This is a genomic window from Nocardia aurantiaca (assembly GCF_009708175.1).
Classification (GTDB): Bacteria; Actinomycetota; Actinomycetes; order Mycobacteriales; family Mycobacteriaceae; genus Nocardia; species Nocardia aurantiaca.
Genome location: NZ_WMBB01000015.1, coordinates 99655 through 120776, shown reverse-complemented (window position 1 = coordinate 120776; position 21122 = coordinate 99655). Strand labels below are relative to the sequence as shown.

The window sequence follows — 21122 nt, the reverse complement described above, 5'->3', positions numbered from 1 at the left end:
AAACTCGGTGCTCATGGCACAGATTTCCCGTCGTGACGTGGCGGAGATGATCGATCACACACTGTTGTCGCCCGACGCCACCCCCGCCGATGTCGCCGCGCTCGTGGACGAGGCGCGCCAGTTGGGGGTGTACGCGATCTGCGTATCACCGTCCATGCTGCCGGTGCGCGCGCCGGGCCTGGTGGTCGCCACGGTCGCGGGTTTCCCATCCGGCAAACATCATTCGCTGGTCAAGGGTGCGGAGGCGCGGCTGGCGGTGGAGCAGGGCGCGGCCGAGGTGGACATGGTCATCGATGTCGGCGCGGCGCGGGCCGGCGATTACAACGCCGTGCTCGCCGACATCATCGCGGTGCGTGAGGCCGTCGGGGATCGCGCGGTGCTGAAGGTCATCATCGAATCCGCCGCGCTCACCGACGAAGCCATTGTCGAGGTGTGCCGGGCCGCCGAGCGCGCGGGCGCCGATTTCGTGAAGACCTCCACGGGATTCCATCCCGCGGGCGGGGCGAGCGCACACGCGGTGAAGCTGATGGCCGACACAGTCGGCGGGCGACTCGGGGTGAAGGCCAGCGGCGGTATCCGCAGCGCGGCGCAGGCGGCGGAGCTGATCACCGCCGGCGCCACGCGGCTGGGACTGTCGCGGTCTCGTGAAGTGCTGGAAGGGTTTCCGAGCTAGCAGGTGAGCGGTTGCTGCTGCTGGCTCTGATCCGCCTGCAGCACGGTGTTGCCGCCCTTCAACGTCACGTGCAGGCCGTCCTTGGTGACCTCGACCTTGTTGGGTGTCAGGCCCATCGGGTACGCCTGCAGGCTCTCGGTCATGAGTTTCACGATGCCCGAGACCAGATCGGTGGGCAGGCCGAAGCCGAGCAGCGAGGCCTGCAGGGTGTCGACCTCGATCTTGTCGCCGACAATCTTTGGCTGGACCTGCAATTGGGCCAGACCGCCCAGCACCGCGAAGCTCAGCGTGCCGGTGTTCGGATCCGAGGTGGTGCCGGATACCAAGCCGCCCAGGGTCTTCGTGATGCCCTCGTTGCTCCAGGTGACGTCGGCGTCGGAGCTGCCGACGCGGGCCTGCTTGCCGCCGTCGTTCATTTCGACGTCATTGAAGGTGGCGTGCACGACCATGCCCTGGGCCGGACCGAACTTGGTGTCGTCGCTGTCCACGGTCACCGAGGAGACCTTGTTGTCGAACATGGTGAGCAGCAGCGGCTTCCACCCGAGGGAGACATCGATCTTGGAGCCCATCTGCGCCTGGAACTGCGAACTGATGCACTTCTCGACCTTGTTGCGGGCGTAGGCCTCGCCGCCGGCCAGACCGCCCGCGAGCAGCAGCGCCAGCACCAGGCTCACGATGAGCAGCGTCTTCTTGCGGTTTCGCCGTATGCCCGACGAGCCTCCCTGTCCGCCACCGACATTCGCCGGGGGCGGCGGCATACCCGGCGGCAGCTGTGCGCCACCGGGCCGCGGGATCGAGCTGGCGGTGTGGTCACCGGTGTAGCCCGAGCCGCCGGGGGGCACCGGCGTCGCGGTCGAGCCGGTGGAGTAGCCGGACCCGGCGGTCGCGCCGGGCGCGTAGGCCGCCTCACCGGGGTGCAGGGCCTGGGTGGCCTGGTCGCCGAGCTGGGCGGTGGAATCGTCCCACCATTCGGCGGGCGCACCGCCCAGCACCTCGGTGGCCGAGCCGTGCCGGGCGGCCAGGACTTCGGTGGGTGTGCTGTCCGGCTTGCCGAAATCGATCGGCCGCGCGGCGGCATCGCTGCGCCGCGCGACAGGTTCGCTCTGTTGCGCGGCGGTGGCGTCGCGCTCGGTCGCGTCGTCCGAGGTGGGTTCCGAACTCATGGAGGCGATTCTTCCCGAGGTTTCTGAGTGAGCTCTGTGCTTCCCGTGAGGGTGTCGTCTCACAGGCATATTTGTGACGTATCACACATAGGTGCGGCTTATCCTGAGAGTCATGGCTGGAAACGCGGCACCGGAGCCCGATCCGGAACACGGATGGCACGCGTTGCGGGAGCTGGCCGCACGGCACGCCGGCTATTTCACCACCCGCCAGGTGCTGCGCACCGGATGTGAGGTCCGGATTCGCGACGGGCTGCGGGACGGCCGAGTTCTGCGTTCGGGGGTGGGGTTGCTGCGGATGGCGGACTGGCCGGACGGACCGCTGGACGAGTACGCCATGTGGTCGGCCTGGTTCGACGGGTCCGCGGCCGTCTCCCATCACAGCGCCGCCGAACTGCACGGTCTGGGTCGGTTGCGCCCGAGGTTCGTGCACCTGTCGGCGCGGGTCGGGCGTTTTCCGCTGTCGCCGCGGCTGGTGGTGCTGCGGCGGGGGTTCGCCCGCACGGATGTGGAGTCGGCGGGGGCCTTCCTGGTGACGACGCCGCTGCGGACCGTGCTGGACCTGGCCGAGGTGGGAATCGGGCAGGCCGCGCTGGATGAGGTGGTGGCCGACGCGGTCGCCATCCACCGGTGCGCACGGGCCGAAATTCGTGCCGCCAGTGCCGCTCTGGATCCGGCCACGGCGGCGCGGCTGCACCGGGCGCTGACCCGCACGCGGGATGACTCACGGTAGGGGCCGCGACGTGCGGGCTTCGAGTTTTGCGGCGGCCCATTTCGTGGCAGGGTGACTGCCATGGGGACGGTCGGTGCTGACGTGTGGGATCTGGTGTTTCCGCCGGGCCCGCCCGAGCGGATCGCGGACATGTTCTCGGCGGCCGTGGTCGCCGACGCGATCCGGCCCTACGATGCCGATCTGGCGCAGTCGGTGGAGACCTGCCGGGACTGGCGGCACGGCTACCACCGGGTCTTCCGGGGCATGACGGCGCTGGCCATCGGCGCGCCGGAGGTCTCGCTCGGCATGGCCGACGCCGGGCTGCGTTCGGTGCGGCACATGCTGCGGTTCTCGGTCGGGCGCATGGTGGCGACGCTGGACACCGTCGATGTGGACGCCGAGGCCGACGGGACCGTCCTGGAGACCGCCGAGGTGGCGGGCGAGGCCCCGGCGGTGAAACGCCTCGAGGTGCCCTGGCGGGGGCTGTTGCTGTCCGAGGACGCGCTGCGGCTGCGGCTCGCGGAATGGCAGACGCACGGCATTCTGGAAGCCGACTTCGTGGCGGCCGTCGAGCGGGTCATCGATCATCCGGAGTGGTTGCAGCTGCCGGGATTCCGGGTCACGGTGACCGGTGCGGGCGCGGAGCTCGGGCCGCTGCGGCCGCTGCTGGGATGGGGTGCGGACGTTCTCGCGGTGGATCGGCCGGGCCGGGTGTGGTGGGAGCGGTTGCGGGCGAGCGCGAAGGCCGGCGCCGGTGTCATGCGGTTCCCGGTCGCGGACGGCGAACCCGGCGTGGACATCTCCAGAAGCTTTCCGGCGCTGGCGCGTTGGATCACCGCGCACAGCGACGTCCGCCCGGTGCTCGGCCTGTACGCCGGGCTGCCGGGGGCGGCCGGTGTCCGGTTGGCCGTGGCCTCGGATGTCCTCGCCGAAATGCTGCTCCGGCGCCACCCCGACGCCGCCCTCGCATTGCTCGGGTCGCCCACGGACACCTACGCCGTACCCGCCTCCGTGGTGGCTGCGGCGCGGGATCAGCTGGCGCAGCGCGGGTTTCGCGGCAGTGCCCAGGATCTGCTGCACCGGGTGGCTCCGCGCTCGCTCTATCGCCTCAGCTACACCCGCCCGATCTTCGACGCCGAGGGTGGCGCCTGGGGTCTGTTCGACAATCTGCCTGCCCTGGCCGGACCGGATTACGCGCTGGCGCAACGCCTTCCGCGTTGGCGGGCCGTGCTGGCCCAGTCCGCGGACCACACGGTGTCCTTCACCGTCGCCCCGCCCGCCTGGACCCGCGGTCTCAGCCGCGAACACGCTTGGCGCACAGCGGCTTACCGGGCCGCCTCCCGCTTCGGTATCGAGGTCTTCGACCCGGCCACCGCCCGTACCCTGTTGGCCGCCAAACTGGTCGCCGACCTCTACGCGGAGGACGCGCCTCGAATGCCCAACCCGGAAGCCCTTTTCGCGACCGGCGCGGCCCACGGCGGCCTCTGGCGGCAACCCTTCGCGCCGCGCTCGCTGCTGGCTCCCGCCGCGATCTCGGGCACCGTGCGGGAGCTGCTCCACAGGCCCCGATGATCCGCCCGGATCATCGCGGCCTGCGAATCGGCCGATGGCGTCCACGAAGGCGTCGAGGTGCGGGACCCGCAGGGGGACGGCCCAACTTGCCGAAACCCCGCTCAGGGCAGGGGTGCGACCGCGGACCAGGGGACGGTCAGCACATTGTCGCGCAGGCGGCGGCGGTAGGGGCGGAGCGGAAAGCCCTGCTCGCGCAGCAGGTTCGTGGCATGCCGCCAGCGGATGCGGGGGCCGAAGGGGGCCAGCGGAGCGGCGACCGCCCAGGCGCGGTCGGCGGCGGTGAGCAGGGTGTGGATGGGTTCGCCGGGGATATTGCGGTGGATGAGGGCCTTGGGCAGGCGTTCGGCGATGTCGGAGGGGGTTGCGACGGTGAAAGGGTCCCAGGCGAGGGTGAGGGATAGGGGTGCGGTGCGGTCGAGGAGGATCCAGGCGCAGCGGCGGCCGAGTTCGTCGCAGGTGCCGTCGAGGAGGAGGCCGTCGGGGGCAAGGCCGGACTGGATGGTCGACCAGGCTTCGGGGACAGCGGATTCCGGGTATTGCCGCAGGACATTGAAGGCGCGCACCAGGGTCGGCCGCAGACCGGCGAGTTCGAAGCCGCCGCGAGCGAAGGCCACCGCGTCCCGGCCGGGGACCACACGCTCCGGGTCGATTTCGAGGCCGACCACGCGCAGGTCGGGGCGGACGGTCCGGAGGCGGGCGGCCATTTCCAGGGTGGTCACCGGGCTCGCGCCGTAGCCGAGGTCGACGACGAGCGGGTCGGCCGCCTCTAGCAATCTTCTGGCGACAAGCGGGTCGTGCATCATCCAGCGATCGCCGCGGCGGAGCCTGTTGATACCGGTGGTGCCGCGGGTGATCGTCCCGATCGGCTTGGTCACCCGACGGGGTGCCGCTGATCCAGCCAAACCTTCGTCACCTCGGCTTCGGCGCGGAACAGGTCCACCAGGTTGACCAGCATGAGCTGTTCGAGCCTGCGCCCGAAGAACGGAACATGGACCTGCGCGCGCGAGGAGGTGCGCAGCGTGCAGCCGGTCTCGGTGGCGAACAACCGCATGGTGCCGCCGAGAGTGCCCGGGCTGTTGGGGATTTCGGCGGTGTACTCGCCGATCACCTCGGCCGCGTAGGGCCCGTAGGTTTCCCGGCGGGTGATCACCATGTCCCGGTGCACCACCATCTGCGCCATGTCGGGCAGGGTGTCGCGCGGGAGTACGTGCCGCAGTTCGATCGTGATGCCGTGGTCGCTGGAGTCGAGGCTGACGATGTCGTTCGGAGAGTGCTTGCGCAGTTCCTCGATGCGGGCATCCCAGTGTTCGCGGCTCATCATCGCGGCGTACACCTCACGTGTGGTGTGCAGCGGATATCGCGCGGAGTAGTCGAGTCGGCGGGCCACGATCGCTGAGGTTACTGCCGGGCGAACCGAGTCAGTGCGATCTCCGAGCGGGTCGTTCGATCGGAATACGGTTCGAGCGGGTCGCTCAATGCGCGCTCAGCCAATTATTGGTGAACTCGGCCTCGCGCTCGAGCAGCTCGCTCAGGTGCTGCTGGATGGCGGCCTCGATCTTCTTGCCGAACAGTGGGATCTTCACGTCGATGGACGCGTCCACCACAAAGGTGGAGCCGGCGCCGTTGTCGATGACGGTCAGGGTGCCGTTCACGGTGGCGGGCGCGCCGTCCACGCGGGCCTCGACGGTGCCGCCGGTGCCGTGCCAGGTCTCGGTGCGCGGAATGATCAGGCCGTCGGGCTTGATCGCGGTGATCTGGGCGGGCAGATCGGCCGGCAGGATCGTCTGCACCATGTCGACGCGCACCTGGTCACCTTCGATGACGATGATGTCGATGCGGGCGTTGGGGCCGCCGACCGTCTCGATGCGGTCCTTCCAGTACTGCTCGTCGGCGAACGCCGCGCGCACGGCGGCCATGGGGTGTGTCGAGTGCGCAGTGAAGGCCAGAGGTGTCGCCATGGTCTGACAGGCTACCGTCTGTGGCTGTGCGTACTTCTCGGGTGGTGTCGTTCGACGACCTGCGGGACCGGCTGACAGCGACCGGTGCGCGGCTGCGTGCCGAGGTGCCGCTCGCGGAGTTGACGACCCTGCGGGTCGGCGGCCCGGCCACGGTCGCCGACTGCGCGACCACCGACGCGCTGGTGGCGACCGTGCGCGCGCTGGACGCGGCCGGGATCCCGGTGCTGCTCATCGCCGGTGGCTCCAATCTGCTCATCGGCGATGACGGATTCGACGGCGTCGTCGTGCGGATCGCGACCGAGGGCGTGGAGATCACCGGTGACACGGTGATCGCCGAGGCGGGCGCGAACTGGGACGCGGTGGTGGCAGCGACCGTGGCGGCCGGCTTCGGCGGTCTCGAATGCCTGTCCGGAATTCCCGGTTCGGCCGGTGCCACACCGGTCCAGAATGTCGGCGCCTACGGCGTCGAGGTGGCGAGTTTGCTGCGCCGGGTGCGGTTGCTGGACCGGGCGACCGGCGAGATCCGCTGGGCCGGGCCGAACGAGCTCGGATTCGGTTATCGCACTTCGGTTCTCAAGCACAGCGACGCCGCCGTGGTGCTGGCGGTCGAATTCGCCCTGCGCGCCGACGGTTCCAGCGCGCCGCTCGGCTACCGGGAACTGGCGAACGCGCTGGGCGCGGCCGAGGGCGAGTCCCGACCGGCGGCCGAGGTGCGTGCGGCGGTGCTGCGATTGCGGGCGGGCAAGGGCATGGTGCTGGATCCGGCCGATCACGACACCTGGAGTGCGGGTTCCTTTTTCACCAATCCCGTTATTCCGGATGCGCGGGTGGCGGCGGTGCGTGCGGCGATCGCGTCACATCTGGGCGCGGACGTGACCGTGCCCACCTTTCCCGCGGACGGCGGGGTAAAGTTCTCGGCGGGCTGGCTCATCGAGCGCGCCGGCTTCGCCAAGGGCTTTCCGGGTGATGGGTCTCCGGCGCGGTTGTCGACCAAACACACGCTGGCGCTGACCAATCGGGGCGCGGCCACCGCGACCGATCTGGTGGCCCTCGCCCGCACGGTTCGCGAGGGGGTTGCTGAGCGCTTCGGCATTCATTTGGAACCCGAGCCTGTGACCGTGGGTGTGAGCCTGTAGCGAGTGGCTTCCGCCACCAATTCAGCGTCCGGGATACACGGTTTGCGTGGGTAGGGTCGAACAAGTGAGCAATCGAGGACTGTCCCGCCGGGCGGCCATGCGGGCCGCGCTGGCGGCGTCGACGGCGGTGATCGCGGCGGCGTGTTCGTCGTCGAACAAGGGCGGCGGCGGCCAGGCGCAGCCGGCCGCTCCGGTCGCGTCCGTCAAGCTGGAGCCGGGCAACGGCGCCGAGAACGTCAACCCGACCGCGGCGGTGTCCGCGACGGTCAGCAACGGCCGCATCGACCAGCTGGCGCTGACCAATGCCAACGGCAAGCAGGTAACCGGCGCCTTCGATGCCGCGCGCAGCAAGTTCACGGTGAACGAGCCGCTGGGTTACGGCGCCACCTACACCTGGTCCGGCACCGCCATCGGCACCGACAACAAGCCGGTGGCCATCGACGGCAAGTTCACCACCATCAGCCCCAAGTCGACCGCGCCCGCCACCATCAACATCGGTGACGGCCAGGAGGTCGGCATCGCCGCGCCGATCATGTTGCAGTTCAAGGGACATGTCGAGAACAAGGCCGCCGTGGAGAAGGCGCTGGTCGTCACCGCCACCCCGGTCACCGAGGGCTCGTGGGCATGGCTGCAGGACGAGAATGGCGGCTCCCGGGTGCACTGGCGTCCGCGCGAGTATTGGCAGCCCGGCACCACCGTGCACGTGGGCGCGAAGCTGTACGGCCTGGACATGGGCGGCGGACTGTTCGGCGACTCCGACCTCACCTCCGACTTCCGGATCGGTCGCGCCCAGATCGTGAAGGCCGCCGCGCCCACCCACCGTGTGCAGGTGGTGCGGGACGGCCAGACCGTCTTCGATTTCGCGTGCAGCTACGGGGAGGGTAACCAGGACCGTAATGTCACGCGCTCCGGCATCCACGTGGTGACGGAGAAGTACGAGGACTTCATGATGTCGAACCCGCCGTTCTACACGAACGTGCGGGAACGCTGGGCGGTGCGTATCTCCAACAATGGCGAGTTCATCCACGCCAATCCGGAGTCGCTGTCCGCCCAGGGCAATACGAACGTCACCAACGGCTGCATCAACCTCAGCCCGTCCGATGCCCAGGCGTACTTCCCGACCGCGCTCTACGGGGACCCGGTCGAGGTCACCGGCACCCGCATCCAGCTCTCCGCGGCCGACGGCGACATCTACGACTGGACCATCGACTGGGAGACCTGGAAAGGTCTGTCGGCCTTGCAGGGCGAGCCGAAGAACCAGATCTCGGCGACCCCGCTGCCGCCCCAGCCCGTCGGCGGCCGCTGAGACTCCCTCCGCGGCAATTGCTTCCGCGGCAGATGGGACGGCCCCCGGATTCCGGTGATCGACGGTGCCGGTTCGCTGTCCGAGCGGCAGGTGCCGGATTTCGCGGAGGCGATGCCGACCGCCCTGCGCGAGCGTCCGGATCTCAGCCGAACCGCTGCCGCAGGCGCGCGCGTAGCGCGGCCCGGTCGGGCTTGCTCGTGCGCCCGCTGACCGGGATCTCCTCGACCAGCACGATGTCGTCCGGTAGCGCGGAAACATCGATGAGGGAGGGTAATTCACGGCGTAGGCGGTCCTCGACCTCGGTGGCGCCCGGGTCCGCCACCACCGCCAGCACGATGCGTTCGTCGCCGATCTCGTCGGGAAGGCCGACCATGATGGCCTGCCGAACGCCCGCGACCCCCGCGATGGCCGGTTCGTACAGGCCCGGATAGATATTGGTCTTGCCGCGGATCATCATGTCCTTCTTGCGGCCCATCAGTACCAGGGTCTCGCCCTCGAAGCGGGCGAGGTCGCCGGTCGCGATCTCCTTCAGCGGCGCTTCCCCGAGATAGCCGCGGCACAGGTTGGGGCCGGAGAGGATGAGCTCGCCGTCGTCGGCGAGGCGCGCGTCGACGCCCTCGACCGGCGGGCCGAGCGGATCGCCGGAGCCTTCGAAGGCCAGCTTGTCGGCACCGGAGGTGATGGCCGCCGGCAGGATTTCGGTCATGCCGTAGATGGCCAGGAAGTCGGTGTCCGGGAGGGCGGCGCGGGCCCGGCGCAGCAGCGCGGTGGTCACCGGCGCGCCGCCCAGCGATATCTCCTCGAGGTGGGTCGGCGCGATCAGCCGCCCGGCCTCGATGGCATCCAGCACCACCGCCAGGTCCGCGGGCGTGAAGAAGGTGTGCGTCGCCGAGCCGAGGGTGCGCGCGAAGCCGATCGGATCGATATGGGTGCGCAAGCGCGGATATCGCGGCATGGACCAGCGCGCGCCCTCCAGCACCGCGGGCAACCCCATCATCAGCTGCTCGGTGTGCAGGTGCGAGCCGGGCATGAGGGTGGTGCAGCCCGCCATGGCCGCCAGCCCCGCGCCCAGCGAACCGCGGGTGTGCACCACGGCTTTCGGGTCCGCGGTGGTGCCCGAGGTGAAGACGATGAGCGCCTCGGCATCGGGGTCCTCGACGGGCGCTGCCGCGGTGGACCGGATCGGGGGCCCGGACCAGCCCGGCTCCGAGCCCACCAGCCGCTGCAGGGGCAGGGACTCGCGCGGCGTGCCCGGCAGCCGCGGCCCGCTGTGGATGTGGCGCACCGGCAGCCGCCCGAATTCCGGCAGCGACAGCCCCAGTTTGCGCCCGTATCGCCGCAGCGGCCCGCTGAGCAAGTACAGCAGCGACTCGGTCGCCGCCCAGCTCGGCCGCACCAATTCCAGTCGGCGCGCGAACAATTCGGGTCCGACGCCCGGGTCCACGAACACGATGGTGCCGCCCGCCGCGATGGTCCCGAACACCAGCACCACCGCGTCCACGCACGGCCGGATGGAGAACAGCATGCGGTCGCCGGGCCGGAAGCCCTTGCTGTGCAGCCGTTTCGCCACCAGCCGGATCCGGGCGTCCAATTCCGCGAAGCCGAGCGGCCGCTCGCCGATCATGCCCAGCGCGGGCGCGTCGGGCGTGCGCAGCACTTGCTCCCGCAGCAGGGTGACGAAATCCTCACCGGTCGAGTGGTTTCCAGTGGTCATCGAATGTCCACCAGCTCCGGTTTGTAGCGGTGGTCGGCGTACCAGGCGAGAGTCTTGCGCACACCCCAGGCTCGCACGCGCCGGTTGGAGCCGTACACCCGGACGTCCCGGCGCAGCCCGTACTCGGTGGTCAGCATGCGCACGGCGTTCACCAGCGCCCGGTCCTCATGCAGTTCCTCGATGGCGGTGCGGGGGAATCCGCCCGCGGCCTCGTACAGTTCGGCGGTGATGGCCATATTGCAGCCGGGGGTCATGACATAGGGGCCCAGGTAGCGCGGATCCCGATTGCCGGGCCGGAATTTCCCGAACAGTGAGGCCACCTCCAGGGCGACGAGGATGACGACGCGGTCGCGCAGGCGCACGCCCTCGTCGGTGCGCGGAATCAGCTGTCCGCTGATGAGCCGCAGCCCCGAGTCGAAGGCGGCCCGGATCCGCGCGGTCCAGTCGGGCGCGGGCAGGCAGTCGGCGTCGGTGCGGGCCAGCCGGGTCGCACCGGCGGCGATGGCGTGCCGCATGCCGGTGTCGGCGGCCGCGCCGGTGCCCTTGCGCAGCTCGGTGATCACCTCGATGCGCAGGCCCGGATGCGTATCCGCGAAGTCGCGCACCACCTTCACGGTGGCATCGGTGGAATTGTTGTCCACCACCAGCAGCGTGAAGTCGCGGTCCCGCTGGCCCGCCAGGGCGGACAGGGTGCCGGCAATGCCGTGCTCCTCGTTGTACGCGGGCACGATCACCCACAGTTCGTTCATCGCCCCTCCCGGCGGATTCCGTGCCCCGGCTTATGGTTTCGGCAGGCGGTAGGCAATGGCGGCGGCCGAGGGGCCCGCCCCGGCGGCGACGAACAAGGCTACGTCGGCATGATCGAGCTTGCCGCTGTCTGCGGCTGTCAGGTAGGCGACCGGGAGTGCCGAGGTGTGCGCGTCGCCCTCGGTGTCGTCGGCGCTGACCGCCTCCGGGGCGATGCCCAGGCGCTCGGCCAGCAGCGTCGGGAAGTCCGTGGTGGGCCGCCCGCAGATCAGCACCGTGCGTTCGAGGGGCGCATCGGCCGCCGCCAGCGCTTCGGTCGCCGCCGAAACCGCGTGGTGCAGCAGCTCTTCCACATCGCCGGTGCGGTTCACGACGATCGAGGACCGGCCGGTGTCGCCCATCTCCGACAGCCGCACGAAGCCCTCCGCCGCGGGCCGCCTGTCGGTGGCGCTGATGTGCAGCGTCCCGAATCCGGCTGCGCCCGGACGCTTTTCCAGCAGTAGGGCGGCGCCCACCGGCTTGATCGGGAAGCCCGGCTGCGGCGCGGGGGATTTCGACGGGTGCGCGTCACCGGAGACCAGCAGCACTCGCTGCACGGGCGGGGCGTCCAGCAGCGCCTGGCCGACCTGGATCGCATTGAGAATGCCGCAGGCGCCGTTCATCAGATCGAAGGACAGGCACGGCACATCGCCGCTCTGATATTCCAGCCCGATGCCCACCTGCTGTTGAATCAGCGCGGACATGGCCGGTTCCACCATGTTCGAATCGCGGTAGACGCCGGTATTGATCAGCGCGTCGATCTGCTCGGGCGTGGCGCCGGCTTCGGCGATGGCCCGGCGCGCGGCGGCCGACGCCTGCTCGATGGAGCTGCCGCCGCCGATTTCGGTGGTTACGGAAGAAATGACGATTCCCATGCCGCATCACGCCCGAAGGTCGCCGAGTGTCACCGACAGAAACCCGGCCACGACGCCGGAAGCCGCGGGCACCATCAGTACTTTCGCTCCGGGCGCTATCCGCTGTTGTTTGAGCGCGTCGTGTAAGACCACGAAATGCGAGGTGGATGCGGTGTTGCCGTAGCGATCCAGGACCATGAGCGCGGGCGGTATCGGGGCGTCGAATTCGCGTTCGGCTATCTTGGATACCAATTCCACTGCGGGCGCGCTGAATTGATGATGGATCACGTGGTCGTAGGCCTCCGCGGCGAAGCTGCTGTCCCGGGCGCGCAGGAAATCCCGCTGGCGGGTGGTCCACAGTAGATAGCGGGCTTCGTTGTGCATGGCCCGGTTGTCGGTGTACAGCGCGATACCGGAACTGCGGTCGCTGGGCATGCCCAGGCACAGGTGAGCGAAACCGGCGCTGGTATTGAGTTCGACGTAGTCGATGCCTTCATCGGCGCTGCCCGCGTCGTCGAGAATGACCGCGGCCGCACCGTCGCCGACGGTGAGCGAGGCGAACTGTGGATCGTATTTTTCCGACATCTCACGCACCGCGGTATCGGAAATGGGCGTGATGTACTCGCCGGAGACCACCAGCCCGCGTTTCACCAGGCCCGCGCGAATCATCCGGTCCAGCACCAGGACTCCGCTCATCATGCCGGCGCAGGCATTGGAGACGTCGAAGTGGATCGCCTTGTTCGCGCCGAGTTCATTCCGCAGCATGAGCGCGAAGGACGGCTCCAACAGGAATTCGTCCTCGCGGATGCGCGTGATGGAGCAGGAGATGACGATATCCAGATCGGCGGCGTCGTAGGACGAATTATCCAGCGCGGTTCGCGCCGCGGCGAGGGCGACGATGAAGGAATCCTCGTCCTCGGCGCAGCGGCGGCGGTGCCGCACGCCGCTGATGCGCTCCAGGTCGATGGGGGAGTCGATGGCCAGCTGGGCCAGTAACTCCGTGGTCGATATCTCGGTGTCGGGCAAATAGGACCCGACTGCTTCGATTCGTGATCTCACCATGTTCACTCCCAGCAGCCCTCGGTTGCCGGGGACGCTAGCAGTGCGTGGATTTGGGTTTTGAAAAATCCGCGATCCAGATCATGTGAGGTGAACTACATTGCGACACAATATCTTTTGCCATCAGCCTGGAAAGGTGGTGTGGCCTCAGGCGCGGCGGGCGAAACGACCCGGCTCGGCCTGATCGCGCGGCTTGACGACAATAGTGTCCAGATTGACGTGCGGCGGGCGTGAGGCCACGAAACCCACGATCTCCGCGATGTCCTGCGCGACAAGCGGATCGATGCCCTTGTACACATTCGCCGCCCGATCCTCGTCGCCATCGAAGCGCACCAGCGAGAACTCGGTCTCCACCGCGCCCGGTGCGATCTCGGTCAACCGCACCGGCTGCCCGAGCAACTCACCGCGCAGCGTCCGGTGCAGCACCGCCTGCGCGTGCTTGGCCGAGGTGTAGCCGGAGCCGTTGTCGTAGGCGTGGAACGCGGCGATCGAGGTGATGGTGACGATCAGGCCGTCACCGGAGGCGATCAGCTTGGGCAGCAGGGCCTTGGTGACCCGCAGCGTGCCCAGCACGTTGGTCTCCCACATCCAGCGCCAGTCGTCCAGATCGGCCTCGGCCACCGTGGCCAGGCCCTTCGCGCCGCCGGCATTGTTGACCAGCACGTCGCAGCGCTGCACCGCATCGGTGAAGGCCCGGACCGACTGCTCGTCGGTCACGTCCAGCGGCAGCGCGGTCCCGCCGATCTCCGCGGCCAGCTGCTCCAGCCGGTCGAGCCGCCGGGCGCCGACATACACGTGGTACCCCTGCTTGGCGAGTTCGCGGGCGGTCGCCTCGCCGATACCCGAACTGGCTCCGGTCACCACCGCGGTACGAGTGCTCATGTCCCTGAGCTTAGGCAGTAGCCGCCCACGCTGTCCTGTTGCCCTGCGCTCGCCGCGGGCACCGTGGTGGGCGTGAGATCTCGGCAGCGCTGCCGGTTAGCCTCACTCCTATGGCGATTCGGGAAGTAGCGAGCGCGGACGGCGCGACCATCGTTTACCGGGTGACCGGTCCGGAAGAGGCGCGGCCCCTGGTTCTCCTGCACGGCTGGTCCGGAAACCTGCTCTGCTGGGGACGCTCGGCGGACCTGCTCGCCGAGCACTTCCGGGTGATCGCCCTCGACCTGCGCGGACACGGCTACTCCGACGCTCCCGAAGCCGGATACGACGATCCGAAGAACTGGGCCGCCGACGTGGCCGCCGTGCTCGCGGCCGAGCGGATCACCTCCGGCGCGATCCTGCTCGGCTGGTCCTACGGCGGCATCGTCGCGTCCGACTACCTGACGGCATACGGCACCGGCGCCGTAGCGGGCGTCGTCTTCACCGGTTCGCAGGCCAATATCGGCCGTGGCGTCGAGGGCGCGGAAACCGGCCCGGCCATGGAGAAGGCCATCCCCGATGTCTTCGCCGAGAGCGCGGGCAAGGCCATGCGGGGTTTCGCGGCCTTCGGCAACGCCAATACCGGCCCGGGCCGCGACAAGGGCGTGGACGCCCAACGGCTGTTCGGCGGCAGCATCGCCACCCTGCCCCGGGTGCGCAAGGCCCTGTTCTACCGGACCGTCGACAACACCGAGACACTGCGCGGCCTGGATGTCCCGGTCCTCGTCCTGCACGGCACCGCCGACCCGGTCGTCCCGATCGAGAACGGACGCCATATCGCCGACACCGCGCCGGATGCGCGGACCTCCTACTGGGAGGGCTCACAACACGGGCTCTTCATCGAGGACCCAAGCCGTTTCGTGGCGGAGATCACCAATTTCGTTGAGTCGCTGGGGTGATCGTGTGCCGTCGAGATTCGGTACCCGAGGCCCGGGGGAGTCTCACGAGAGTTGTGATCGACCTCACTTGGGAAGGTAACCCGTGCATGGGGTGTTGAAGGTCCCGTGCACACTGAAGTGGTGAGTCAGCGCCTGGACCTACGGCCCCATCGGATTGCCGTGCTATCGGTGCACACCTCACCACTGGCTCAACCCGGGACCGGCGACGCGGGCGGCATGAACGTCTACGTGCTGCAGACCGCCATCGAGCTGGCCCGGCGCGGCATCGAGGTCGAGATCTTCACCCGGGCCACCTCCTCCCATGACGAACCCCTGGTCGAGGCCGCGCCCGGCGTGCTGGTCCGGAATGTGGCCGCCGGGCCCTTCGAAGGCCTCGACAAGAACGACCTACCCACCCAACTGTGCCCCTTCGCCGCCGAGGTGCTGCGCACCGAGGCCCGGAACCTGCCGGGGCACTACGACCTCATCCACTCGCACTACTGGCTCTCCGGCCAGGTCGGCTGGCTGGCCCGCGACCGCTGGCGGGTGCCCATGGTGCACACCGCCCACACGCTGGCCGCGGTCAAGAACGCCTACCTCGCCGAGGGCGACTGTCCGGAGCCCGCGGTCCGGGAGATCGGCGAGAAGCAGATCGTCGCCGAGGCCGACCGGCTGGTCGCCAACACCGCCGAGGAAGCCCGCCAGCTGGTCGAGCTGTACGGCGCGAACCCCGAGCACATCGATGTGGCCCTGCCCGGCGCGGATCTGACCCGCTACCAGCCCGGCGACAAGCTCGCCGCCCGTCGCGAACTCGGCCTGCCCGCGCATGAGCGCATCGTCGCCTTCGTCGGGCGCATCCAGCCGCTCAAAGCCCCCGACGTGCTGGTGCGCGCGGCCGCCAAGGTGCTGGCCGATGAGGCCGCCCTGCCGCGGCCGCCGCAACGCCCGCTGCGCGTGGTGATCGTGGGCGGCCCGTCCGGCAGCGGCCTGAAGAAGCCCGAGGTCCTGATCGAACTGGCCGCGGCCCTGGGGATTTCGGACCGGGTCACCTTCCTGCCGCCGCAGCCCGCGCACCGGCTGGTACAGGTCTACCGGGCCGCCGACCTGGTGGCCGTGCCCAGCTACAACGAATCCTTCGGCCTGGTCGCCATCGAAGCGCAGGCCAGCGGCACCCCCGTACTGGCCGCCGATGTGGGTGGGCTCAGCACCGCCGTGCACGACGGCGTCTCCGGCCTGCTGGTCCCCGGCCATCAGACCGACGACTGGGCCGCCGCCCTGCATTCGCTGGTCGACGATCCGGGCCGCCTCGAGGACATGGGCCGGGCCGCGGTCGGCCATGCCGCCAACTTCTCCTGGGCGCACACCGCCGACGCACTGCTGGACAGCTACGCCGCGGCGCTCGCCCGGACTCCGATCGTCCGGCCTCACGGCGGTAACCTGCACACCGACGGCAATCACGCGAGATCGCTGGCGCTCTGGCGGCGTCGGATGGGAGCAGTACGCAGATGAGCGAGGTCGACCGCACCGACGAGTGGACGCCCCGCCCGCACGCCAGCTCCGGCGGCCTGCACGACGAAACCGCCCGCGCCACCGCGCAACTCATCGACGAGACGCTGCGCGAACGCGAGATCGAGTACACGCGTGAGGCCCCCGATCTGTTCGTGGTCGTGCTTCCCGGTGAGCGCAAGCTCAAAACGGTCATCGGCCTCAGCGTCGGCAAGCACGGCGTCCGCATGGAGTCCTTCGTCTGCCGCAGGCCCGACGAGAACTTCGAGGGCGTCTACAAATTCCTGCTCCGCCGCAACCGCCGCCTGTACGGCGTGGCCTACACCATCGACCGCGTCGGCGACATCTACCTGGTCGGCCGTATGTCGAACGACCGCGTCACCCCCGACGAACTCGACCGCTGGCTCGGCCAGATCCTCGAGGCCGTCGACGCCGACTTCAACACTCTGCTCGAACTCGGCTTCGCCGAATCCATTCGCAAAGAATGGAAATGGCGCGTCTCGCGCGGCGAATCGTTGAAGAATCTCCGTGCCTTCGAGCACCTCGTGGACAACGCCGACAAGCCTTGACCGGCCGGCGCAACGCGCCCAGATCTGATCGAATTGTCCCAGAGCGCTTCTACGGCCACGCGATATCGCCTCTCCGGGCCTTCAGCGCACGGCTGAGAGCCGCTGGCATCGGGAACGCGCGCCGACGGTCGAGAGCCGAACCGATTGTGGACGTACCCGATGAGTCGTGCCGACCGTCACGAAATCAGTAGCCGACTCGGCATACGCAACTCGTCGCGGATCGACGTCGCCGGCATGCGTCGTGACCGACGTCGCGCACCGTCTCGCACTGGCACAATCGGACCGATTTCACCGACGCGAGGAGACCGGCCGACATGGTGGCGCTGGCATTGGATATCGGAGCGACGAAATTCGCCGCGGGGATCGTCGATTCGGCGGGGGCGGTGGCGGAATCGCGGCGGATCCGGGTTCCGGACACCGGAGTATGGGATGCCTGCCGGGCATTGCTGTCGGAGGTCGCGGGGGACCTGCGGGTACGTTCGGTGGGTATCGGGTCGGCCGGGCCGGTGAATGTGGCCGCGGGGGTCTGCGGGCCGCTCAATATTCCGGAATGGGCCGAGGGGTTCCCGCTGGTGGAATCCGTGCGGAAGGCGTTTCCGGAGGCGAAGATTCGGTTCGCTATCGACGGTGCCTGCCTGGCGCTGGCCGAGCAGCGGTTCGGCGCCGCCCGCGGGGTTCCGAATGTTCTTGCTATGACCGTTTCGTCCGGGATCGGCGGCGGCATCATCTCCGATGGGCGAGTCGTCATGGGACGCACCGGGAATGGCGGGCACATCGGCCACATCGTGGTGCCCGGCCACGACGAACCCTGCGCCTGCGGTGGTTTCGGGTGCGTGGAAGCCGTGGCCAGCGGCAAGTCGTCGGTGCGATGGGCTCGGCGGCAGGGATGGACGGGAACGACGGGGCTCGAGCTGGCCGCCGCCGCGCACGCCGGGGAGCCGGTCGCGGTCGCGGCGCTGGAGCGGGCCGGAACCGCCATCGGGACGGCGGTCGCGTCGGCCGCCGCGCTGCTCGACACCGATCTGGTTGTCATCGGGGGCGGCTTCGCGCAATCCGGGGAACCGTTGTGGCGTCCGCTGCGGGATTCCGCCGCCGCGCACGCGCGCCTGACATTCCTGCGTGAACTCCGCGTGGTGCCCTCCGAATTGACCGATCAAGCCACCCTGCGAGGTGCCGCCCTGCTCGCGCTCGGTGCGGCCTGAGGGCCGCGAATGCAGGCGAAACCCCGCGTGGGAGGATGACCCCATGACGTACACCCTCGTGTTGCTGCGCCACGGCGAGAGCGAATGGAATGCCCTGAACCTGTTCACCGGTTGGGTGGACGTTCGTCTGACCGACAAGGGTGTCGCGGAGGGCAAGCGTGCCGGTGAATTGCTGGCCGAGCACGGGATTCTGCCGGATATCGTCTACACCTCGCTGCTGCGCCGCGCTATCAGCACCGCGAACAATGCCCTCGACGCCTGCGACCGCCACTGGATCCCGGTGGTCCGCGACTGGCGCCTGAACGAGCGCCACTACGGCGCGCTGCAGGGCAAGAACAAGACGGAGATCAAAGAGCAGTACGGCAACGACCAGTTCATGCTCTGGCGTCGCAGCTACGACACCCCGCCGCCGCCCATCGAGGTGGACAGCGAATACAGCCAGGCCGGCGATCCGCGCTACGCCGGCGTCGAGGTGCCGCGCACCGAATGCCTCAAGGACGTCGTCGCCCGCATGGTCCCGTACTGGGAGGACACCATCGCGGCCGACGTTCGCTCGGGCAAGACGGTTCTCGTTGCCGCGCACGGTAATTCGCTGCGTGCGCTGGTCAAGCATCTGGAGAACATCTCGGATGAGGAGATTTCCGAGCTGAACATCCCCACCGGCATCCCGCTCAAGTACGAGCTGGACGAGAACCTGCGGCCGATCGGCAAGGGTGAATACCTCGATCCAGAGGCCGCCGCGGCCGGCGCCGCCGCCGTCGCGAACCAGGGCGGGAAATAACAACCCTCGTAACTGTCCGCCCCCGCGAACCCCGAATAGTGCCCCGTCCAATGCCATTTGGGCGGGGCGCCATCCGTTTTCAATATCGATGTGATACACGTCTCACTACGTCACCGTAGGGTATTCCCGTGTCCCGCAAAAGAATTTGCCGCGCCGTTGCCCGCTTGACCGGTTGCTGTAACCGGGGTTTGCAACTTACTTCGCGGTAGATATGCTGCTGGGCGTTCGGCCATTTGCGAGAGGTAGATCACGTTCGATGAAGCACGCGCTACGGGCCACGGTCTTCGCCACCGCGGTCGCTCTACTCCTGCCTGTTACCGGCATCACCGCCGATGCCACCAACCCCACCGGGCCCGACGGTGGCGCCGCCGGGGCCGAATGGACCAATACCGAAGACGGGCAGCAGCAGTACCCCAACGTCTTCATCGACTGGGACGTCCCGATCACGATGAGTGACGGCACCGTCCTCAAGGCCAATGTCTACCATCCGGCCGACTTAGCGGGCCGTCCCATCGACGCCCCGACGCCGACCGTCGTCAATATGACGCCCTACACCAAACTGGTGTCGAACGTCGCCGACAGCGTCTTCTCGATTCCGGGCCTGTCCGACGCGCTCCTCGACGTCTTCCGCAATATCCACCTCGACGGCACTCCGCTCACCGGCTTCGGTGAACTGCTGAACGCGGCGGGCAACGGCGAACTCCGCAACTTCTCCGTCGACCGCCAGCTCATCAAGTCCGGGTACACGCAGGTCGTCGTGGACGTGCGCGGCACCGGTTTCTCGCAGGGCGAGTGGGACATGCTGCGCGGCCGCGAACAGCAGGACACCGTCGAGGTCATCGACTGGGCGTCCAAGCAGGGCTTCAGCAATGGCCGCGTCGGCATGAACGGCCTGTCCTACTCGGCCATCAATCAGGTGCAAGCCGCCGAGAAGCATCCGCCCGCGCTGAAGGCCATCTTCCCCATCGTGCCCGGCAGCGACCTCATCGACGACGTGCTCGCGCCCGGCGGCGGCTTCGGCTTCAACTTCATTCCGCTGTGGTTGAGCGCCATCAACGGCCTCAAGTGGGTACCGGACCTGGCCTCGATCGCCAACGGCACCTTCGACTTCAAGTGGCTGCAGGATCGCGCCAACGATCCCTTCGGCTACCTCGACGTGCTCATGTCGGCCTACACCAGCACGACCATGGACGGCCTCGACCCGCGCGTGACGGACATGCTCAACGACTTCACCCAGGAACGGCAGGATTGGCTGGGCGATCCGACCCGCATCCAGGTGCCGACCTTCGTGACCGGCGGCTGGCACGACCTGTTCACCTACTCGGAATCCAAGATCTACAACCAGATTCCGCTGCCGCCCGGCCAGAAGCAGCTGCTGATGGGCAACACCTATCACGTCACCTCGGGCGCGGACGTCAACAAGGTCGGTGCGCCGCCGCGCCTGGACGTGCTGCAGCGCGCCTGGTTCGACAAGTGGCTCAAGGGCATCGACAACGGCATCGACTCCTACGGCCCGGTGACCCTCAAGCAGCAGGGCGGCGGCTGGACCACCCAGGGCGGATTCGGCCCTACCGCACCGGTTTCCGAAGCCGCCGAATATCGCCGCATGTATTTCTCGTCGCAGCGCTCCGGCACCGCGAACAGCGGCTACGACGGCTCGCTCACCGGTGACGCCAATGGCGACACCGACCGGCTCACCATCGCACCCGGCCTGTCCACCATCTGCTCCAATGACGCGGCCCAGGCCACCGCGGGCGTGCTCAACCTGATCGACGCCTGCTCCAAGGACTCTCGCATCGCCGAGACCAACGCGCTCACCTTCACCAGCGCGCCGGTGGCCGAGGCCACCACCATCTCCGGCCCGATCGCGGTGCACCTCAACACCGTTCAGGACGCCGTCGACGGCTACTGGACCGTCACCGTCAACGACGTCGCGCCCGACGGTCAGTCGACCGTGCTGACCTCCGGTGAGCTCATGGCCTCGCTGCGCCAGGTCGACGAGGCCAACAGCACCCGCTCCGCCAATGGCGACTACACCGATCCGCGCGCCTTCACCTCCCTGGACAAGCGCCAGGAGACCGTCCCCGGCGAGGCCACCACCCTCGATATCGCCCTCGGCGGCACCCAGGCCGTCCTGCAGTCGGGTCACCGCCTGCGTGTCGACGTCTTCGCCGGCAACTTCCCCAAGGGCCTGCCCATCCTCCCCATGCTCATCGACACCGGCCTGAAGCCCGAGCACCTCCAGCTCGATCCCGACCGCCCGAGCTTCGTGAATATCCCGGTCCGCGGCAATACCGGTTGGTGAATCCGCTTCGCCGGGAAATGAATTCCCCGGGAG

The 21122-nt window shown here is 68.7% G+C and carries 20 protein-coding genes; 11 read left to right on the top strand and 9 right to left on the bottom strand.

Features of this window, described 5'->3' with window-relative positions; genetic code table 11:
• The first annotated feature begins 13 nt into the window (after positions 1 to 13).
• Positions 14 to 673 carry a deoxyribose-phosphate aldolase gene (gene deoC, locus GLP40_RS27995; RefSeq protein ID WP_154790994.1) on the top strand — a complete coding sequence of 220 codons (660 nt, stop codon included), beginning with the start codon at positions 14 to 16 and terminating at the stop codon, positions 671 to 673.
• On the opposite strand, the gene GLP40_RS27990 is transcribed toward deoC, so the two are convergent.
• Entirely contained in the window at positions 670 to 1836 is a 1167-nt protein-coding gene (locus GLP40_RS27990) for an LmeA family phospholipid-binding protein (RefSeq protein WP_230330006.1), read from the bottom strand. The two genes, deoC and GLP40_RS27990, sit on opposite strands and share 4 nt — an antisense overlap.
• A gap of 112 nt (positions 1837 to 1948) precedes the next feature.
• On the opposite strand from GLP40_RS27990, the gene GLP40_RS27985 reads away from it, so the two are divergent.
• Positions 1949 to 2566 carry a hypothetical protein gene (locus tag GLP40_RS27985; RefSeq protein WP_154790993.1) on the top strand — a complete coding sequence of 206 codons (618 nt, stop codon included), beginning with the start codon at positions 1949 to 1951 and terminating at the stop codon, positions 2564 to 2566.
• Between the two features lie 60 nt (positions 2567 to 2626).
• A complete protein-coding gene (locus tag GLP40_RS27980) occupies positions 2627 to 4117 on the top strand; it encodes a hypothetical protein (protein WP_154790992.1) in 1491 nt (496 codons plus the stop codon).
• A 101-nt stretch (positions 4118 to 4218) separates the two neighbouring features.
• Here GLP40_RS27980 and GLP40_RS27975 read toward each other — a convergent pair whose 3' ends face one another.
• From GLP40_RS27975 to GLP40_RS27965, 3 genes are all read right to left on the bottom strand, one after another.
• On the bottom strand, positions 4219 to 4992 hold the full coding sequence (locus GLP40_RS27975) for a class I SAM-dependent methyltransferase (RefSeq protein ID WP_328290752.1): 774 nt from the start codon (positions 4990 to 4992) through the stop codon (positions 4219 to 4221).
• Positions 4989 to 5504 carry a DUF2505 domain-containing protein gene (locus GLP40_RS27970; RefSeq protein WP_328290751.1) on the bottom strand — a complete coding sequence of 172 codons (516 nt, stop codon included), beginning with the start codon at positions 5502 to 5504 and terminating at the stop codon, positions 4989 to 4991. Before GLP40_RS27970 ends, GLP40_RS27975 begins: the two co-directional genes overlap by 4 nt.
• 85 nt (positions 5505 to 5589) lie before the next feature.
• Positions 5590 to 6075: a DUF2505 domain-containing protein gene (locus GLP40_RS27965; RefSeq protein ID WP_154790990.1), complete on the bottom strand. Its 486-nt coding sequence runs from the start codon at positions 6073 to 6075 to the stop codon at positions 5590 to 5592.
• Positions 6076 to 6116: 41 nt separating this feature from the next.
• On the opposite strand from GLP40_RS27965, the gene GLP40_RS27960 reads away from it, so the two are divergent.
• Positions 6117 to 7211, top strand: a complete 1095-nt coding sequence (locus GLP40_RS27960; RefSeq protein WP_328290772.1) for a UDP-N-acetylmuramate dehydrogenase — start codon at positions 6117 to 6119, stop codon at positions 7209 to 7211.
• A 97-nt stretch (positions 7212 to 7308) separates the two neighbouring features.
• A complete protein-coding gene (locus GLP40_RS27955) occupies positions 7309 to 8517 on the top strand; it encodes a L,D-transpeptidase (protein ID WP_154791076.1) in 1209 nt (402 codons plus the stop codon).
• 142 nt (positions 8518 to 8659) lie between these two features.
• Here the strand turns inward: GLP40_RS27955 and GLP40_RS27950 are convergent, their stop codons facing one another.
• The 5 genes from GLP40_RS27950 to GLP40_RS27930 form a co-directional block, all read right to left on the bottom strand.
• Positions 8660 to 10231 (bottom strand): class I adenylate-forming enzyme family protein, encoded by a 1572-nt coding sequence (locus GLP40_RS27950; RefSeq protein ID WP_154790989.1) that lies wholly within the window; start codon positions 10229 to 10231, stop codon positions 8660 to 8662.
• Complete coding sequence (locus tag GLP40_RS27945; RefSeq protein WP_154790988.1) at positions 10228 to 10980, bottom strand: glycosyltransferase; 753 nt, start codon at positions 10978 to 10980, stop codon at positions 10228 to 10230. Before GLP40_RS27945 ends, GLP40_RS27950 begins: the two co-directional genes overlap by 4 nt.
• 30 nt (positions 10981 to 11010) lie before the next feature.
• Positions 11011 to 11892 carry a beta-ketoacyl-[acyl-carrier-protein] synthase family protein gene (locus GLP40_RS27940; RefSeq protein ID WP_154790987.1) on the bottom strand — a complete coding sequence of 294 codons (882 nt, stop codon included), beginning with the start codon at positions 11890 to 11892 and terminating at the stop codon, positions 11011 to 11013.
• 6 nt (positions 11893 to 11898) lie between these two features.
• Positions 11899 to 12933 (bottom strand): 3-oxoacyl-ACP synthase III family protein, encoded by a 1035-nt coding sequence (locus GLP40_RS27935; RefSeq protein WP_154790986.1) that lies wholly within the window; start codon positions 12931 to 12933, stop codon positions 11899 to 11901.
• A gap of 144 nt (positions 12934 to 13077) precedes the next feature.
• The gene (locus GLP40_RS27930; RefSeq protein WP_154790985.1) at positions 13078 to 13812 is read right to left on the bottom strand and encodes an SDR family NAD(P)-dependent oxidoreductase; all 735 of its coding nucleotides are present in this window, start codon (positions 13810 to 13812) and stop codon (positions 13078 to 13080) included.
• A gap of 110 nt (positions 13813 to 13922) precedes the next feature.
• On the opposite strand from GLP40_RS27930, the gene GLP40_RS27925 reads away from it, so the two are divergent.
• From GLP40_RS27925 to GLP40_RS27900, 6 genes are all read left to right on the top strand, one after another.
• Entirely contained in the window at positions 13923 to 14747 is an 825-nt protein-coding gene (locus tag GLP40_RS27925) for an alpha/beta fold hydrolase (protein ID WP_154790984.1), read from the top strand.
• A gap of 105 nt (positions 14748 to 14852) precedes the next feature.
• On the top strand, positions 14853 to 16235 hold the full coding sequence (gene mshA / locus GLP40_RS27920; protein WP_407671685.1) for a D-inositol-3-phosphate glycosyltransferase: 1383 nt from the start codon (positions 14853 to 14855) through the stop codon (positions 16233 to 16235).
• Positions 16232 to 16801: a type III secretion system chaperone family protein gene (locus GLP40_RS27915; RefSeq protein WP_154790983.1), complete on the top strand. Its 570-nt coding sequence runs from the start codon at positions 16232 to 16234 to the stop codon at positions 16799 to 16801. Before mshA ends, GLP40_RS27915 begins: the two co-directional genes overlap by 4 nt.
• A 314-nt stretch (positions 16802 to 17115) precedes the next feature.
• Positions 17116 to 18003 carry an ROK family protein gene (locus GLP40_RS27910; protein ID WP_154790982.1) on the top strand — a complete coding sequence of 296 codons (888 nt, stop codon included), beginning with the start codon at positions 17116 to 17118 and terminating at the stop codon, positions 18001 to 18003.
• 43 nt (positions 18004 to 18046) lie between these two features.
• Positions 18047 to 18784 carry a phosphoglyceromutase gene (locus GLP40_RS27905; protein WP_154790981.1) on the top strand — a complete coding sequence of 246 codons (738 nt, stop codon included), beginning with the start codon at positions 18047 to 18049 and terminating at the stop codon, positions 18782 to 18784.
• 256 nt (positions 18785 to 19040) lie between these two features.
• The gene (locus tag GLP40_RS27900; RefSeq protein ID WP_154790980.1) at positions 19041 to 21089 is read left to right on the top strand and encodes a CocE/NonD family hydrolase; all 2049 of its coding nucleotides are present in this window, start codon (positions 19041 to 19043) and stop codon (positions 21087 to 21089) included.
• Positions 21090 to 21122 lie beyond the last annotated feature (33 nt).

Coding starts and splice junctions, on each gene's coding strand:
- deoC (WP_154790994.1), top strand. CDS start 14: ATGGCACAGATTTCCCGTCGTGACGTGGCGGAGATGATCGATCACACA.
- GLP40_RS27990 (WP_230330006.1), bottom strand. CDS start 1,836: ATGAGTTCGGAACCCACCTCGGACGACGCGACCGAGCGCGACGCCACC.
- GLP40_RS27985 (WP_154790993.1), top strand. CDS start 1,949: ATGGCTGGAAACGCGGCACCGGAGCCCGATCCGGAACACGGATGGCAC.
- GLP40_RS27980 (WP_154790992.1), top strand. CDS start 2,627: ATGGGGACGGTCGGTGCTGACGTGTGGGATCTGGTGTTTCCGCCGGGC.
- GLP40_RS27965 (WP_154790990.1), bottom strand. CDS start 6,075: ATGGCGACACCTCTGGCCTTCACTGCGCACTCGACACACCCCATGGCC.
- GLP40_RS27955 (WP_154791076.1), top strand. CDS start 7,309: ATGCGGGCCGCGCTGGCGGCGTCGACGGCGGTGATCGCGGCGGCGTGT.
- GLP40_RS27950 (WP_154790989.1), bottom strand. CDS start 10,231: ATGACCACTGGAAACCACTCGACCGGTGAGGATTTCGTCACCCTGCTG.
- GLP40_RS27945 (WP_154790988.1), bottom strand. CDS start 10,980: ATGAACGAACTGTGGGTGATCGTGCCCGCGTACAACGAGGAGCACGGC.
- GLP40_RS27940 (WP_154790987.1), bottom strand. CDS start 11,892: ATGGGAATCGTCATTTCTTCCGTAACCACCGAAATCGGCGGCGGCAGC.
- GLP40_RS27935 (WP_154790986.1), bottom strand. CDS start 12,933: ATGGTGAGATCACGAATCGAAGCAGTCGGGTCCTATTTGCCCGACACC.
- GLP40_RS27930 (WP_154790985.1), bottom strand. CDS start 13,812: ATGAGCACTCGTACCGCGGTGGTGACCGGAGCCAGTTCGGGTATCGGC.
- GLP40_RS27925 (WP_154790984.1), top strand. CDS start 13,923: ATGGCGATTCGGGAAGTAGCGAGCGCGGACGGCGCGACCATCGTTTAC.
- GLP40_RS27915 (WP_154790983.1), top strand. CDS start 16,232: ATGAGCGAGGTCGACCGCACCGACGAGTGGACGCCCCGCCCGCACGCC.
- GLP40_RS27910 (WP_154790982.1), top strand. CDS start 17,116: ATGGTGGCGCTGGCATTGGATATCGGAGCGACGAAATTCGCCGCGGGG.
- GLP40_RS27905 (WP_154790981.1), top strand. CDS start 18,047: ATGACGTACACCCTCGTGTTGCTGCGCCACGGCGAGAGCGAATGGAAT.
- GLP40_RS27900 (WP_154790980.1), top strand. CDS start 19,041: ATGAAGCACGCGCTACGGGCCACGGTCTTCGCCACCGCGGTCGCTCTA.